Annotated in this window: 14 protein-coding genes and 1 riboswitch; of the genes, 10 read left to right on the plus strand and 4 right to left on the minus strand. The window is 63.0% G+C overall.

Annotated features, from left to right (window positions below; genetic code table 11):
- Positions 1-200: 200 nt before the first annotated feature.
- Positions 201-423, plus strand: a riboswitch (cobalamin riboswitch).
- Positions 424-518: 95 nt separating this feature from the next.
- The 7 genes from P0Y58_17220 (at position 519) to P0Y58_17250 (ending at position 6,999) form a co-directional block, all read left to right on the plus strand.
- Positions 519-707, plus strand: coding sequence for a CbtB-domain containing protein (locus P0Y58_17220; protein ID WEK28649.1), 189 nt, complete (start codon positions 519-521; stop codon positions 705-707).
- Between the two features lie 9 nt (positions 708-716).
- On the plus strand, positions 717-1,403 hold the full coding sequence (locus P0Y58_17225; GenBank protein ID WEK28650.1) for a CbtA family protein: 687 nt from the start codon (positions 717-719) through the stop codon (positions 1,401-1,403).
- The gene (locus P0Y58_17230) at positions 1,403-1,789 is read left to right on the plus strand and encodes a cobalamin biosynthesis protein (GenBank protein WEK28651.1); all 387 of its coding nucleotides are present in this window, start codon (positions 1,403-1,405) and stop codon (positions 1,787-1,789) included. Before P0Y58_17225 ends, P0Y58_17230 begins: the two co-directional genes overlap by 1 nt.
- 32 nt (positions 1,790-1,821) lie before the next feature.
- Positions 1,822-2,574, plus strand: a complete 753-nt coding sequence (gene cobM / locus P0Y58_17235) for a precorrin-4 C(11)-methyltransferase (GenBank protein WEK28652.1) — start codon at positions 1,822-1,824, stop codon at positions 2,572-2,574.
- 66 nt (positions 2,575-2,640) lie between these two features.
- Positions 2,641-2,883, plus strand: a complete 243-nt coding sequence (locus tag P0Y58_17240; protein WEK28653.1) for a DUF1272 domain-containing protein — start codon at positions 2,641-2,643, stop codon at positions 2,881-2,883.
- Between the two features lie 218 nt (positions 2,884-3,101).
- Positions 3,102-3,716 carry a response regulator transcription factor gene (locus tag P0Y58_17245; protein WEK28654.1) on the plus strand — a complete coding sequence of 205 codons (615 nt, stop codon included), beginning with the start codon at positions 3,102-3,104 and terminating at the stop codon, positions 3,714-3,716.
- A gap of 13 nt (positions 3,717-3,729) precedes the next feature.
- A complete protein-coding gene (locus tag P0Y58_17250; GenBank protein ID WEK28655.1) occupies positions 3,730-6,999 on the plus strand; it encodes a transporter substrate-binding domain-containing protein in 3,270 nt (1,089 codons plus the stop codon).
- Here P0Y58_17250 and P0Y58_17255 read toward each other — a convergent pair.
- Positions 6,974-8,293 carry a PAS domain-containing methyl-accepting chemotaxis protein gene (locus tag P0Y58_17255; protein ID WEK28656.1) on the minus strand — a complete coding sequence of 440 codons (1,320 nt, stop codon included), beginning with the start codon at positions 8,291-8,293 and terminating at the stop codon, positions 6,974-6,976. The two genes, P0Y58_17250 and P0Y58_17255, sit on opposite strands and share 26 nt — an antisense overlap.
- A gap of 133 nt (positions 8,294-8,426) precedes the next feature.
- Positions 8,427-9,446, minus strand: a complete 1,020-nt coding sequence (locus tag P0Y58_17260; GenBank protein WEK28657.1) for a LacI family DNA-binding transcriptional regulator — start codon at positions 9,444-9,446, stop codon at positions 8,427-8,429.
- 207 nt (positions 9,447-9,653) lie between these two features.
- On the opposite strand from P0Y58_17260, the gene P0Y58_17265 reads away from it, so the two are divergent.
- The 3 genes from P0Y58_17265 (at position 9,654) to P0Y58_17275 (ending at position 12,043) form a co-directional block, all read left to right on the plus strand.
- Positions 9,654-10,193 carry a gluconokinase gene (locus tag P0Y58_17265; GenBank protein WEK28658.1) on the plus strand — a complete coding sequence of 180 codons (540 nt, stop codon included), beginning with the start codon at positions 9,654-9,656 and terminating at the stop codon, positions 10,191-10,193.
- 111 nt (positions 10,194-10,304) lie between these two features.
- A complete protein-coding gene (locus P0Y58_17270; GenBank protein ID WEK28659.1) occupies positions 10,305-11,657 on the plus strand; it encodes a GntP family permease in 1,353 nt (450 codons plus the stop codon).
- An 83-nt stretch (positions 11,658-11,740) separates the two neighbouring features.
- A complete protein-coding gene (locus P0Y58_17275; protein WEK28660.1) occupies positions 11,741-12,043 on the plus strand; it encodes a hypothetical protein in 303 nt (100 codons plus the stop codon).
- Between the two features lie 150 nt (positions 12,044-12,193).
- On the opposite strand, the gene P0Y58_17280 is transcribed toward P0Y58_17275, so the two are convergent.
- Both P0Y58_17280 and P0Y58_17285 read right to left on the minus strand, forming a co-directional pair.
- Positions 12,194-13,621, minus strand: coding sequence for a sigma-54 dependent transcriptional regulator (locus tag P0Y58_17280; GenBank protein ID WEK28661.1), 1,428 nt, complete (start codon positions 13,619-13,621; stop codon positions 12,194-12,196).
- Positions 13,590-15,083: a HAMP domain-containing sensor histidine kinase gene (locus P0Y58_17285; GenBank protein WEK28662.1), complete on the minus strand. Its 1,494-nt coding sequence runs from the start codon at positions 15,081-15,083 to the stop codon at positions 13,590-13,592. The genes P0Y58_17280 and P0Y58_17285 overlap by 32 nt, the downstream gene beginning before the upstream one ends.
- Positions 15,084-15,149 lie beyond the last annotated feature (66 nt).

The raw sequence follows: 15,149 nt of genomic DNA on the forward strand, positions 1-15,149 counted from the left end.
AAACATCCTTTGGGTTTAGCGGGGACCTCTTTGGGAGCGGGCTGTGGGGTGCATGGCACGGGCTTCGCCCGTGTTCGCGGGCACGCCCGCTCCCACAGGGATCGCGCAAACTCTTAGAATTTGAACAAGACAGTTGCAGCCACAGGTGTGCGTTGCGCCTTCGGTACTTGGCAATTGACGCAAAGCCCGCCCCATGCTCTCCTTATGCCTCACGTTCAGGTGCCCCCACAGGGGGTGAAACGGGAAACCGGTGCATCCAGGCCCTCCAGCAGGGCCGGACAATGCCGGTGCTGCCCCCGCAACGGTAAGCGAGTGAAGCGTCTGTACCACTGTGCCTTGTATCCGGCATGGGAAGGTGACGCTTTCAAGGAGCCCTGCTCTTCCTCGCAAGCCCGGAGACCGGCCTGACGTTCACGAACAAACACCCCGCGGTGGGCGGGCGCTGTTGCATTCCCCTGGGCAATCACGTCCGGGGCTGCCGCGCTTGCCCGTTGCCACAAAAAGCAGAGGAACGCGTCATGCCCGTCACCAGCGCCAAGCAACATAGCCTTGATACACCTGTCACCCTCAGCCAGCGCGTCGTCATCGCCGTCGGCGCCAGCCTGCTGGGCCTGTGCCTGGTGTACTTCGCCGGTTTCTCGCACATCGAGGCCGTGCACAACGCCGCCCACGACACCCGCCACAGCGCCGCCTTCCCCTGCCACTGAGTACGCCTGATGATCACGCGCATTGCCCGTACCGCGGGCTTCAGCGGGCTGCTTGCCGCCCTGTTGCTGACCCTGCTGCAAAGTTTTTGGGTCGCCCCTCTGATTCTTGAGGCGGAAACCTACGAATCCTCGGCCCCCGCCGCACAGCACGAACATGGGGGCGAAGTGGCCCCCCATGAACACAGCGCCGAAGCCTGGTCGCCGGAAGACGGCTGGCAGCGGGTGCTGTCCACCACCGGCGGCAACCTGGTAGTCGCAGTCGGCTTCGCCCTCATCCTCGCCGCCCTGTACAGCCTGCGCGCACCGCAGGGTGCCGGCACCGGCGTGCTGTGGGGCCTGGCCGGTTTCGCCGTGTTCTGCCTGGCGCCAACGCTGGGGCTGCCGCCGGAGCTGCCCGGCACTGCCGCCGCCGACCTGGGGCAACGCCAGGCATGGTGGATCGGCACGGCCAGCGCCACTGCCCTTGGCCTTGCCTTGCTGGTGTTCGGCCGCCACTGGGTGCTGAAAGCACTGGGCGCCGTACTGCTGGTAATCCCCCATGTGATCGGCGCTCCGCAGCCCGAAGTACATGAAAGCCTGGCCCCCGAAGCACTGGAGACCCAGTTCAAAGTGGCCTCCTGGCTGACCAACGCTGCCTTCTGGGTAGCCTTGGGTCTGCTCAGTGCGTGGCTGTTCCGCCGCTCCAGCAAGGCCTGATGCCGGCTTTCTACGCCGGCTTTGGCTGCCGCCGGGGTTGCCCGGCGGATACCCTGCAAACCCTGCTGCACCAAGCCCTGGCTCGCCAGGGCTTGGCGCTTGCCGACCTGCGCGGCATTGCCAGTATCAGCCTCAAAGCCGACGAAGCCGGCTTGCTGCAACTGGCTGAACGCCTTGGGTTGCCCCTGGTGCTGTACCATAGCGTCCAACTGCAAGCCTTTGAGCCCCTGCTCAGCCACCGCTCTGCCATAGCTCATGCCCGCAGCGGCTGTTGGGGTGTGGCCGAGAGCACAGCACTGGCCCTGGCCAGCCAGCAACTGGGCACGGCAAGGTTGCTGCTGGCGCGCCAGGTATTGGGCCCGGCGACCCTCGCCCTGGCCTGCTGAACATTTCGCTCCCCCTCCTGCAAGGACTTTCCATGACGGTGTATTTCATCGGTGCCGGCCCCGGCGACCCGGAACTGATCACGGTCAAGGGCCAACGGCTGATCCGCCAGTGCCCGGTGATCATCTATGCCGGCTCACTGGTACCGGCCGCCGTGCTCGAAGGCCACCAGGCCGAAACCGTGATCAACAGTGCCGAGTTGCACCTGGAACAGATCATCGCTGCCATGCGCAGCGCGCACGCACAAGGCCAGGACGTGGCCCGTGTACACAGCGGAGACCCCAGCCTGTACGGCGCCATCGGTGAGCAGATCCGCCACCTGCAGGCGCTTGGCATCGATTACCAGATCATCCCTGGCGTCACCGCTACGGCGGCCAGCGCTGCCCTGCTCGGCTGCGAGCTGACCCTGCCGCAGGTCGCGCAGACGGTAATCCTCACCCGCTATGGCGACAGTTCGCCGATGCCGCCCGGCGAGCAACTGAGCGACCTGGCGCGCCATGGCAGCACCCTGGCGATTCACCTGGGGGTCAAGCACCTCTCGCGAATCGTCGAAGAATTGCTGCCGCACTATGGCGCGCACTGCCCGGTGGCGGTGGTCCACCGTGCCACCTGGCCAGACCAGGACTGGGTGCGCGGCACCCTTGGCGATATTGTCGAACGCGTTGCCGCAAAGGACTTTCGCCGCACGGCGCTGATCCTGGTAGGCCATGTGCTCGGGGATACGCCATTCGCCGAGTCGGCCTTGTACCGGGCCGGGCATGCCCACCTGTACCGCCCTGGCGACTGAGCATTGCCAGCAGTGCTGCACCCGTAGCAGACTCCGGGTTCCCGCCTGCGAACAGGAGTCACGCCCATGCTGGAACTACGCCCCAACTGCGAGTGCTGCGATACCGACCTGCCGGGCGACAGCCCTGATGCGCTGATCTGCTCCTTCGAATGCACCTTCTGCCGGCCCTGTGCCGACACGCGCCTCCTGGGCCGCTGCCCGAACTGCGCAGGCCAGCTGGTGGCCCGGCCGACGCGGGTCGGCCAGGCATTGATCAATAACCCCGCCTCCAGCCAACGCGTGAACAAAGCGCACGCTGCCTGCGCCTGACGCTTCCCAAACAGGCATCGCCCCCTTGTCCGGGTGATGCCTTTACCCATGCTTGTAGGATTTTTCGACAACAAGCGCGCGGATTATCAACACTTCTATACTCGGCATTACCAAACCTCGGGATTGGTCGTATCTTGCAGCGCTTCCGATTAACCCACTTGCAGACGTATTCCTGAGTGTTCCAGGAAGCGGACCACACCTCGACAGGAGTTTTCCACATGACAACCGTGCTGATCGTCGACGACCACCCCATTGTCCGACTGTCTTTGCGTCTACTGCTCGAGCGCGAACGCTTTCATGTCGTGGGTGAGGTTGGCAACGGCAGCGAAGTGGCGCAGGTAGCCCGCGAACTGCGCCCGGACGTGGTAGTGCTCGACATCGGCCTGCCCGGCCTGGACGGCATGGAGGTGATCAAACGCCTGCAATGCCTGGAGCAGGTGCCCAAGATCATGGTGCTGACCGGCCAAGCCACCGACCTGTATGTGCGGCGTTGCCTGGATGCCGGCATTGGCGCTTTCGTCACCAAGGAAGAAGACCATGAGGCACTGCTCTTTGCCCTCAAGGCCTTGGTCAAGGGCTATTCGACCTTTCCGCAAATGTCGGTCAACAGCAACTCGCTGGAGAGCGAACCGGTGCGCCTGAGCAGCCTGTCGAACCGTGAAATGGAAGTGTTGCGCCGCCTGGCACGCGGCGAAAACAACAAGAATATCGGTACCTGCATGAACCTGAGTGCCAAGACCATCAGCACCTACCGCGGCCGTATCATGGAAAAGCTCAAGACCGAGTCGCTGGTCGAAATGGTCGACCTGGCCAAACGCAACAGCGTCTACTGAGCGGTCGGCCGCCATGAAGCGCCTGTTGGCGTGCATGTTTCTGGTCATCGGCCTGGCCGGCCCAACCACACTGCTGGCCAGCAGCGAACCTCGCCAGCTGCTGGCCCGCTCGGTCAGCGCCGCGGCCCCGTTGCACCTGTCCAGCGAAGACCGGCAATGGCTGCAGCGACGCCAACACCTGGTGCTGGGCGCTTCGCGCCCCGACTATCCGCCGTTCGAAATCAACGTCAGCCAACAGGACTACGAAGGCCTTAGCGCAGACTATGCAGGCATCATCGCCGAGCAGCTGGGCATAAGCGTCGAGGTGCGGCGGTTCGACAGCCGGCATGAGGCCATCGCCGCGTTGCGTGAGGGCAGTATCGACCTGCTGGGCAGCTCCAATGCCTTCGAAGCGGCAGACGCCCAGCTTGAACTGACCACCCCGTATGCCGACGACCTGCCAGTCATCGTCACCCGCGAGGGTAACAGCCTGAAGCACACACCCGACCTCGCCGGCCTGCGCCTGGCGATGGTCGATCACTACCTGCCAGCGAGCGCCGTACGCACCTTGTACCCCAAAGCGCAGTTGAGCCTGTACCGCTCGACCCTGGCCGGGCTGGCTGCGGTCGATCTGGGCGAGGCCGATGCCTATCTGGGCGATGCCATCAGCACCGATTTCACGATTGGCAAGAGTTACCAGGGCACCCTCAAAATCGACCACTTCTGCCAGGTGCCTGCTGGCGCGTTTGCCTTTGCCCTGGCCAGCGACAACCCACGCTTGCATCGCCTGGTCGACCAGGCGCTGGCCCGCATCAGCGAAAGCGAACGCCTGAATATCCTGCGCCGCTGGAGCAGTGGCAACACCAGCCTGCTGCTGCAGCGCCACCTCACCGCCTTGAGCCAGGAAGAAGAAGCCTGGATCGCGGCCCACCCCAGCATCGACGTATTGGTCAACACCTCGCTCGCGCCATTGACGTTCAACGACGCCGAACACCGCCCAACCGGCATCACACTTGACCTGCTGAAACAGATTTCGCTGCGCACCGGGCTGCACTTCCGGCCGGTCGAAAGCGATTCGGCTCAGACGATGGTCGAGCGCCTGGCACGCGGTGACGCACAAATGATCGGCGCCTTGGGCTACGGCGCCGATCGCTCGAAACAATTGCGTTATACCCGCCCCTATCTGGTCAGCCCACGTGTATTGATTACCCGCAGCGACAGCACCTATCCCGCACAAACCAAGGCACTGGACGGCCAGCGCATCGCCCTGGTACGCGGCTCGCCGCTGCGGGCGCTGCTGCAACAACGCTATCCGCAGGCACGGCTGGTCGAGGTGGACAACCCGCTCGGGCTGATGGAAGCCGTGGCGGGTGGGGCTGCCGATGTGGCCCTTGGCAGCCACATCAATGCCGCCTACTACATCAGCCATGTATTCAAAGGCCGCTTGCGCATCGCCAGCGTGCTGGATGACGACCCGGCCATTGCCGCCTTCGCCGTAGCTGCGGACCAGCCGCAGCTGCAAGCCATCCTTGACAAGGCGCTGTTGAGCATTCCACCCGAAGAGCTGGACCAGCTGATCAATCGCTGGCGCACCAGCACTTTGGTGAGCGACAGCCCCTGGCGCGATTACCGCACCCTGGCCTTGCAGGTACTGATTTTGTCGGCACTGCTGCTGGCGGGCGTGGTGTTCTGGAACAGCTACCTGCGCAAGCTGATCAACCAGCGCACCGAGGCCCAGCACGCGCTACAGGCGCAACTGGCCTTGAGCCGCGGCCTGCTCGAACAGTTGCGCCAGGCCAAGGACGACGCCGAACAGGCCAGCCAGACCAAAAGCACTTTCCTGGCGACCATGAGCCATGAGATCCGCACCCCGATGAATGCCGTGATCGGCCTACTGGAGCTGGCCCTGGAAGACAGCCGCGAGGGCCGTTGCGATGCCCAGACCCTGCAGACTGCCCATGACTCGGCCATTGGCCTGCTTGAACTGATTGGCGATATTCTCGACATTTCCCGCATCGAATCCGGGCATATCACCCTGCAACCGGTACCCACGAATCTTGTCGAGCTGGTACGCGCTACGGTACGGGTGTTTGAAGGCAACGCTCGGGCCAAAGGCTTGCACCTGCACGCAGACCTCCCAGACGAGCCAGTCTGGGTGCTGGCAGACCCGCTAAGGCTCAAGCAGATCCTGTCCAACCTGATCAGCAACGCCATCAAGTTCACCGACCGAGGTGAGGTGCAGGCCAGCCTGCTGATGCCTTCAGCCGATGAACACAGTAGCCTGCCGATCGAACTGTCTGTGCGTGACACGGGTATCGGCATCAGCCCCGCTGACCAGGCGCGGCTGTTCAACGCCTTCGTTCAGGCTGACGGCCCGCGAACACGTCAAGGAGCTGGCTTGGGGTTGGTCATCAGCCGCACCTTTGCCGAGCTGATGGGCGGCAGCCTGAGCCTGCAAAGCGTCGAGGGCGTCGGCACCAAAGTGCTGGTCAGCCTGCATCTGCCAGCCTGCCCGGCACCGGAGCCTGCCCGGCAACACACCCCGGTAGCCGAAAGCAGCAGTGGCCCGTTGAAAATCCTTGTGGTCGACGACTACCCTGCCAACCTGCTGTTGCTGGAGCGGCAACTTCACACGCTGGGTCATCACGTGACCCTGGCAGACAACGGCCAGGTTGCGCTGGAGCGCTGGCAGGCAGCGCGTTTCGACCTGGTGATCACCGACTGCAGCATGCCCGTCATGGATGGCCATGAACTTACCCGTCGCATTCGCAGCCTTGAAACCGAACGCAGCCTGCCGGCGTGCCAGATCCTCGGTGTCACCGCCAATGCCCAGGCCGAAGAGCGTGAGCGTTGCCTGGCCAGTGGCATGGACGACTGCCTGTTCAAGCCGATCGGCCTGCGCACGCTCAAGGCACACCTGCCCCAGGCCCGCGGCGACCAGCAGCCACCAGTGCGCAGTAGCGGCTTCAACCTGGCTGAACTGCGCCACCTGACCCAGGACGACAAGCAACTGACCCGGCACCTGCTGGAACAGCTGTCGATCAGTGTCAGCGAGGATCTGTCCACCTTGCGTGCCCTGTCAGCAGAGGCCTCCGATGAAGCCGTCCGCTCCCTGGCTCATCGCATCAAGGGCGGCGCAAAAATGATCAGGGTACGCGGCGTGGTCGAGGACTGCGAAGCCATCGAGAACGCCCACGCGCAGGGCCTGCCAACGGTTGCTCAACGTGAGCGACTGCAAGTCAGCCTGCAAGCCCTGCTCAATGAAATGAGCGATGCGCTCAATGCAATTGCAGCGTCGAGCTGATCTGGCTGATCGCATCCACGACGTGCCGTGAACCCTGCTGGATTTCCATGATCACCGTACCGGCCTCATTGGCAAGCGCAACCCCATGACCGGTGCGGGTCAAGCTCGACTGCATACTGGCCACGGCAAGTAGAGACAGGTCGTGGTTCTGCCGCACGACGTCGACGATTTCCAGGGTGGCCTTGCTGGTGCGCGCCGCCAGGTTGCGCACCTCGTCGGCCACCACGGCAAACCCACGCCCGTGGTCGCCGGCGCGGGCCGCCTCGATGGCGGCGTTCAGGGCCAACAGATTGGTCTGGTCGGCAATCCCACGTATGGTCAGCACAATCTGCGCGATCACATCCGACTGCTTGCTCACGGCATCGATACTGCGTGCCGCGTCATTCAGCTCTTGGGATATCTGCTCGATCACCTGCACCGTCTGTTGCACCACCTCGGTGCCCTTGCGTGCGCAGGCATCGGTCTGCATGGAACTGGCATGGGCGGCATCGGCGGCGGTTTGCTGCGTACTGACCTGGCGGGTGATGTCACTGGCGAACTTCACCACCTTGTACAAGCGGCCCCTGCTGTCGAATATCGGGTTGTATGAGGCCTCCAGATAGACCATCTGGCCCTGCTTGTTGATGCGCTCGAAGCGGTGCGAATGGTACTCGCCGCGGTTGAGTGATGCCCAGAACTCGCGGTACTCGGCCGACTCGCGTTCATGCGGCAGGCAAAACAGCCCGTGATGGCGACCGACCACTTCTTCCTGGCGATAGCCCATGGTATCGAGGAAGTTCTGGTTAGCCTTGATCACCCGGCCTTGCGGTGTGAACTCGATCACTGCCATGGAACGGCTGATGGCCTTGAGCAAACTTTCGCTCTCGTGCTCCTGCACCACCCGCTGGCTGATGTCGGCAGCCACCTTGATCACGCTGGTGACCTGGCGCTGCTCGTCCAGCACCGGCATGTAGCTGGCCTCCAGCCACACCTCACGCCCGGCCTTGTCGAGGCGTTCGAACGTTCCGCTGATGGCCTTGCCCTGAGCCAACTCGCGCCACAGTTGCTGGTACTCGGCACTTTGCGCATAGCCTGGCTCGCAGAACAGCCGATGGTGCTTGCCGCGCAACTCGTCGGCGCTATAGCCCATGGCTTGGCAGAATCGCTCGTTGGCATCGAGGATGGTGCCATCGGGGGCAAACTCGATCATCGCCATAGAACGGCTGATCGCGGCCAGTTTGGCTTGTGAGCCGGCCAACGCCTGGTGACTACGCTGGATTTCAACCAAATCGGACTTGCGATGGAAGTCGAACATGACGCCGGGCTCCTTTATGCGCGGTGTCCTGAGCATAGATCGCCGTTGGCGCCGTGCAAGCACAGTGCTATCACTTTAGAATTACTACACTGCGATTACAGTTGCGGTTCCCGTGCAGGCGCAGGGTTGAACGTTACGAACTCTCGCGCACCATCAACTCAAAGCCCAGATCCTGCTGAGTATTCGCCACCCGCTTGCCATCGAGCAACGCCAGCAGCGCCTGCGCGGCGCCACGACCCACGGCCGCCCTGGGGGTGCGAATCGAGGTCAAGCGCGGCACCATGTGCGCCGAGGCTGGCAGGTCGTTGAACCCGACCATGGCGACCTGACGTGGCACGTCCACCCCTTGGCGCAATGCCTGCAGCACCGCCCCCTGGGCCAGGTCGTCGTTGCAGAAGAAGATACCGTCCACATCCGGCGCCTTCTGCAGCAACTGGCTAAACAGCACACTGCCCAGCGCAATCGACGAAGGCTCCGGTGCCAGGACCTCCAACTCGGTCGCCTGCATACCGGCCTCAGCCAGGGCCTGGCGGAAACCTTCGGCCCGCTGCATCACCCGTGGGTCGAGTTGCGCAGCGATGAACGCCAGGCGTTTGCGCCCGCGCTCAATCAAGTGCCGGGCAGCAGCGCGCCCGGCCTGCTGCTGCGAGAAACCGACCGACAACGCCCCCGGCTCACCATTGAGCTCCATCATGTGCACACAAGGCACACCGCTTGCGGCCAGCATCTGCCGCGCCGCGTCGCTGCGCTCGAAACCGGTCAACAGCATGCCGCAGGGCTGATAGGCCAGGTAGTTGCGGATCAGGTTCTCTTCTTCGGCAAGGTCGTAGTGATAGTTGCCAATCAGCACCTCGAGCCCACGCGGGCGCATGACCTCGTGAATGGCTTCCAGGGTGTCGATGAATAACTGGTTTGATAGCGACGGGATGAGCACCACCACCGACTGGCTGCGGGCCGAGGCCAGGGCGCGGGCCGCCGGGTTGGCCACGTAGCCCAGGCTCGCCGCGGCAGCGACGACCTTTTCGACCAGTTCAGGCGCAACCGTGCTGACCCCGCGCAAGGCGCGCGAGGCGGTAATCGGGGAAACCCCGGAAAGCCTGGCGACTTCTGCCAGGGTAGGACGACCTGTAGTACGGGAGCCGGTGCGAGACATGGATGTTGTAATTTTACTACTTGCAAGGATAGGGAACGGCCACTAAGGTAGCGCTGTCTCAGGACGCAGGCAATGTAATCTTTGGCGGCAGCGCACACGCGCTCGCTACCAAGCGTCCATACTGCGTAAGCACAAGACCAATAACACCGGGGAGGTGGCTTTTCGTCAACGACGAGACAGCGCTATCTCACCCCGCAGGAGGTACTGATGAATTCTCCCCTGTCCGCCATTGTGGTGATGGGCGTGGCCGGTTGTGGCAAAAGCTGCATCGGCGCTGCCATCGCTGCGAAAAGCGGCGGCCGCCTGATCGAAGGCGACGCTTTCCACCCTGCCGAAAACATCCGCAAGATGAGCGATGGCATCCCGCTGGACGACAGCGACCGTGCCGGATGGCTGGTGCGCCTTGGTCAGGAGTTGCAGGCCATCACTCAGGCGGGGGAACGCCCGATCCTGACCTGCTCGGCACTCAAGCGCCGCTACCGCGACACCCTGCGCGATGCCATGCCCGGGCTGGTATTCGTGTTCCTCGAACTGTCGCCTGCCGAGGCGGAAAAGCGCGTGCTGGCGCGGCCTGGGCACTTCATGCCGGCCAGCCTCATCGACAGCCAGTTTGCCGCTCTGGAGTCGCCACGCGGCGAGCCCCTGACGCTGCCACTGGACGCCACCCAGCCTGTCGATGCGCTCGCTGAAGCGGTAGACAGCTGGCTAAAGCGTTGCGGTGAGCAGGGCCTGGCGCAAACCGCCTGACCCGGCGGCTTTACCGGCTCACCAAAGACAGCGCTACCTCGACCTGTAAATGCGGGTTAAGTTTCAAAACGTTACGCCAAAAAACAACGATAAGATCGAGGCCTTCAAACCATGTTCGGACTGGCTACTGATACCTTCCTGCTGCTCGACGCGCTGGTTACCATCATCGGGCTGATTCTGCTGATCACCCACTTCAAAGTGCACCCCTTCGTCGCCCTCACCCTCGCGGCCGGCTTTCTTGGCCTGACCTCCGGCATGCCGGTGGCCAAGGTAATGAAGTCGTTCCAGGACGGTTTTGGCGGTGTGCTCGGCTTTGTCGGCATCGTGCTCGCCTTGGGTACCATGCTGGGCAAGCTGATGGCCGACTCCGGGGGTGCCGACCAGATCGCGCAAACCCTTATCCGCGCCTTCGGCAAGAAGAACGTGCACTGGGCGATGATGTTCGCCGCCTTCCTGGTGGGCATTCCGCTGTTCTTCGAAATCGGCTTCGTGCTGCTGATTCCGCTCGTGTTCATCGTTGCACGCCGCTCCGGGGTATCGCTGGTCAAGATCGGTATTCCACTGCTGGCCGGCCTGTCGGTGGTCCACGGCCTGGTACCGCCACACCCGGGCCCATTGCTGGCGATCGGCATTTTCCACGCGGACATCGGCAAGACCATCTTCTACGGCCTGATCGTCGCACTGCCCACCGCGATCATCGCCGGCCCGCTGTTCGGTAACTTCATTTCCCGCTACATCCCGGGCAACCCGTCCCAGGAACTGATGGACCAGATCGCCAAGGAGTCCGACCAAGGCAACCTGCCAAGCTTCAGCATCACCCTGATCACCGTACTGCTGCCGGTGGCGTTGATGTTGCTGAAAACCTTCGCCGATGTAGTGCTGCCAGCCGAACACATCGTGCGCCAGTGGATGGACCTGATCGGCCACCCCATCACCGCCCTGCTCGCTGCCCTGCTGCTGGCCTTCTATACCTTCGGCTCGGCCCGCGGCTTCAACCGCCAGCAGATCATGAAGATGCTCGACCAGAGCCTGGCCCCCACGGCGGCCATCGTGCTGATCGTAGGCGCTGGCGGTGGGTTCAAGCAGATGCTGGTGGACACCGGCGTGGGCAACGTGATCGGGCAGATGGCCGTGCAGGCGGAGATTTCGCCCATCATGCTGGCCTGGCTGGTGGCAGCGGTGATTCGCATTGCCACCGGCTCCGCCACTGTCGCCACCATTACCGGCGCGGGTATCGTTGCACCGGTGATCGAACTGGTCCCGGGTGTGAACCGCGAATTGCTGGTGCTGGCTACCGGCGCTGGTTCGTTGATCCTGTCGCATGTGAACGACGCCGGCTTCTGGCTGGTGAAGCAATATTTCAACATGACGGTGGCAGAAACCTTCAAGACCTGGAGCATGATGGAAACCATCCTCTCGGTGGTCGGCATCATCTTCATCATGTTGTTGGCGCAAGTGGTGTAACCGTTGATCGGGGTAATGGCACGTTGAGGCCTGGGGTAGGCCGAATGAAAGTATGAGACCTGCCCCAAGCAAAGGAGCTTGCCATGCCCCGCTCAAGCATTCTGCTGATCGCCCTGCTCGCCTCGCCACTGGCCCTCGCGGTCGGTACCGGCCCCACCTACCCTGACGACCCGCACAATCCTGCGCCACGTCCGGGCGTGGACAGTACCCTGAACCCGATCGAAAAGCCGATGCCGCGGGATACCGACGCGCGCTTGCCGGGCGATGAACCGCAAAACCCGCCCGCCACGGAGAATGATGAACATGGTTTGCCGGGGATGGGTGGGAGTGGCCAAGAGGGTGTAAGTCCTCAGCGCGATAGCGGCACAAGCACAGGTAACCCCTGAGTACGCCCCCCCTGTAGGAGCGGCCTTGTGTCGCGAAAGGGCCGCAGCGCGGCCCCAGGATTTCAGCCTGATCGTTAATATTGCCGGGGCTGCTGCGCAGCCCTATCGCGACAAAAGGCCGCTCCTACAAAAAGCAGAACTGTGCCTGCTTTACCACTGGCGTTTGTCAGGCCGGGTCAGCCCCAGTTTCTCGATCCGGTACCGCAGCATGTCCCGCGACAACCCGAGCATCCGCGCTGACTTGGTCACATTCCAGTCGGTGCGGTCCAGGGTCTTGCACACCAGATCACGCTCCATGTCTGGCAGGCTGGTACCCGGCTCCGGCTCGTGGCGCGGCATTTCGAACATCGCTGGCGCCGGCTGCTGCACCAATGGCTCGTCAACCAACGTCATGCACAGGTTCAACTGGTGCGCCTGCACCACCTCATTCGGCGCCAGCAGCACGGTCTGCTCCAGCATGTTGCGCAGTTCGCGTACATTGCCTGGCCAGCTGTAGCTCAACATCAGGCTTTCGGCCTCGGTGGAAAACCGCAGGTTCGGCTTGCCATATCGCCTGCCATGGTGGGCCAGAAAATGCCTGGCCAGTATCAGAATGTCCTGCCCACGGGCATACAGGCGCGGCACCTTCAGGGCTATGATGCGCAAGCGGAAGAACAGGTCGCGGCGGAACTTGCCCTGCTGCACCATCTGCTCCAGGTTGCAGTTGGTGGCGCTGATTACCCGTAGGTCAACCTTGCGCTCCTTCACCGCACCAATCCGGCGGATGCTGCGATCTTCCAGCAGTTTGAGCAGCTTGGCCTGCAATACCAGGTCCATCTCGCCGATCTCGTCGAGGAACAAGGTGCCGCCGTCGGCGGCCTCCACCAGGCCTACCCGCCGCTCCTTGGCATCGGTGAACGCGCCCTTCTCGTGGCCGAACAGTTCAGCCTCCAGCAGGTTGGCAGGGATCGAGGCACAGTTGAACTCGATGAACGGCCCTTTGCTTCGCGAACCGTCAAAATGCAGGGCGCGCGCCACCAGCTCCTTGCCGGTGCCGGTCTCGCCTTCGACCAGCACCGGTGGCAGGTCATCGCTGGCCATGCGCCGCTCGGCATCCAGCACCTGGCGCAGGGTGTGCTTGAGGGTGTGCATCACCGGTGACTCGCCGATCAACGCCTGCAACCCGGATTTTTGCGCCTCGCGCTCCTGGTAGAACGACAGCGTGCGCTCCATGCGCTCGGCAGCCAGCGCCTTGTCCAGGGTCAGCTTGAGCTCGGCCAGCACCACCGGCTTGGTCAGGTAATGGAAGGCACCCTCCTTCATCGCCTGCACGGCATCTTCAACGTTGCCGTAGCCGGTCATCATGATCACTTTCAGGTCCGGCACCTGCACCACCAGGCTGCGCAGCAGGTCGTGCCCGCTCATGCCCGGCAACGAGTTGTCGGTCAGCACCGCGTCGGGCTGGGCCCGTTTGATCTGCTCCAGCGCAAGCTCGGCGCTGTGGCACACGGTCACCTCAAAGCCCTTCAGGCTGAGATAGGTGCGAATGTTGTCAGCGAGGATTTCATCATCCTCGACTACCAGGATGTTGTGCTCCATGGTCCCCTCCCGCTGCGATATTGAATGTAAGGCTGACGCGGGTTCCTTCCTCTTCGCGGCTGCTCAGGCTGACCGAGCCGCCAAAACGTTCCATGATGCGTTTGACCAGGGCCAGGCCTACACCGAGGCCGCCCTGCTTGGTCGTGAAGAACGGCTTGAACACCATCCGTTCCTGCTGTTGGCTCATGCCTTTGCCCGTGTCGGTGAGCACAAACTCGGCACGCTGGCCCTCCTGTACATTGACCTGGGCGGTCAGCATGCCGCCTGACGGCATGGCCTCCAGGGCGTTGGAGAACAGGCTGTTGAGAATCTGCGTGAGCTGCAGCGGCTGGCTGGCCACCCACTGCTCATCTGGCCCTTCAAAATGAAAGCGCACACCATTGCGTTCGATCTGCTGGACGAACGCCAGGTGGGTGTCCTCGATGGCCGCCACCAGATCTACCGCCTCGGCCTCGTCGCTAACCGGGCGCAACGACACCAGCAGGTCACGTACCCAGCGCGACATGCGGTCCACCTGGCTGATGATGTCGGTAATGTTCTTCTGCGCTGCGGGGTCGGCGATTTCCTGGGCCAGTTCGGCGCTGGAGCGGATATTGGCCAGCGGGTTGCGCAGGCTGTGCGCCACTGCAGACGACATCTCGCCAAGCGCCACGTAGGTTTCACTGGCCACCAGCCGGTCCTGTTGCTGGTGCAGCATCTGCGCCGCCCGGCGTACGATCCAGAACAGCCCGAAGTAGATCAGCGCCCCACCCACCAATGTCGAAGCCCAGATCAGTACATAGCCGCGCTGGATCCGCCGGATCAGGTCCTGCGGTTCCTTGTAGACTTCCACCATGGCCATGACCTGTTCACCTTGGCTGTCGAACAGCGGGATGTAGTTTTCGATGAACAGGTAGCGCGGTTCACGCAAGAACTTCTGCTCTTCGCGATCTTCCTCGGCCTTGTGGTAGCTGGCCGACACCGCCTTGCGCGAACGGAAAGCCCGATCAAGGTCACCATCGGCCTCGATCCGCTTGCCGATCAGTTCGACGTTGGTGGACCAGACGATGGTGCGGTCGCGAGCGTAGACATTGGCCAGCAAGGTATCAGGCAGGTGCTCGACGTGGTCGAGAAATTCGACACGGGTCGATTCGGCCAGCGCCGGGGTGAACTGCAGGTGTTGCTGGTCCAGGCGCGGGTCGAGCAGTTCGCCCATGGTGGTGCCCGGTGGCAACTGCGAATGGCGTACCTCGGCCTGGGCCATGGCCTGGATGAACTGCGCGGTCAGCATCGCATCACGCTGCACGCTATCGCGCACCACGAAGCGCGTGGACACATAACCCAAGCCACCCGCCACCGCCGTGATGATCAACAGGCTGATGACCGAAAACCAGCGCAGCAGGTTGAACTCACGCAATGGCAAGGCCAGGCCGCTGGCACTCGCGCTGGCTTTGTCGCGAACTTCGTTTTCCAGCATCTGCATCGCGTGGTTCCCGCACAGGGCGTCCGTTCAGAAATGCATCAAGCTCAACAGCAGCGGCAACTTGAA

This window comes from Candidatus Pseudomonas phytovorans (genome assembly GCA_029202525.1).
GTDB classification, from domain to species: domain Bacteria; phylum Pseudomonadota; class Gammaproteobacteria; order Pseudomonadales; family Pseudomonadaceae; genus Aquipseudomonas; species Aquipseudomonas phytovorans.

Excerpts from the sequence above, each read along its gene's own strand:
- P0Y58_17220 (WEK28649.1), top strand. The coding sequence starts at position 519 with ATGCCCGTCACCAGCGCCAAGCAACATAGCCTTGATACACCTGTCACC.
- P0Y58_17225 (WEK28650.1), top strand. The coding sequence starts at position 717 with ATGATCACGCGCATTGCCCGTACCGCGGGCTTCAGCGGGCTGCTTGCC.
- P0Y58_17230 (WEK28651.1), top strand. The coding sequence starts at position 1,403 with ATGCCGGCTTTCTACGCCGGCTTTGGCTGCCGCCGGGGTTGCCCGGCG.
- cobM (WEK28652.1), top strand. The coding sequence starts at position 1,822 with ATGACGGTGTATTTCATCGGTGCCGGCCCCGGCGACCCGGAACTGATC.
- P0Y58_17240 (WEK28653.1), top strand. The coding sequence starts at position 2,641 with ATGCTGGAACTACGCCCCAACTGCGAGTGCTGCGATACCGACCTGCCG.
- P0Y58_17245 (WEK28654.1), top strand. The coding sequence starts at position 3,102 with ATGACAACCGTGCTGATCGTCGACGACCACCCCATTGTCCGACTGTCT.
- P0Y58_17250 (WEK28655.1), top strand. The coding sequence starts at position 3,730 with ATGAAGCGCCTGTTGGCGTGCATGTTTCTGGTCATCGGCCTGGCCGGC.
- P0Y58_17255 (WEK28656.1), bottom strand. The coding sequence starts at position 8,293 with ATGTTCGACTTCCATCGCAAGTCCGATTTGGTTGAAATCCAGCGTAGT.
- P0Y58_17260 (WEK28657.1), bottom strand. The coding sequence starts at position 9,446 with ATGTCTCGCACCGGCTCCCGTACTACAGGTCGTCCTACCCTGGCAGAA.
- P0Y58_17265 (WEK28658.1), top strand. The coding sequence starts at position 9,654 with ATGAATTCTCCCCTGTCCGCCATTGTGGTGATGGGCGTGGCCGGTTGT.
- P0Y58_17270 (WEK28659.1), top strand. The coding sequence starts at position 10,305 with ATGTTCGGACTGGCTACTGATACCTTCCTGCTGCTCGACGCGCTGGTT.
- P0Y58_17275 (WEK28660.1), top strand. The coding sequence starts at position 11,741 with ATGCCCCGCTCAAGCATTCTGCTGATCGCCCTGCTCGCCTCGCCACTG.
- P0Y58_17280 (WEK28661.1), bottom strand. The coding sequence starts at position 13,621 with ATGGAGCACAACATCCTGGTAGTCGAGGATGATGAAATCCTCGCTGAC.
- P0Y58_17285 (WEK28662.1), bottom strand. The coding sequence starts at position 15,083 with ATGCAGATGCTGGAAAACGAAGTTCGCGACAAAGCCAGCGCGAGTGCC.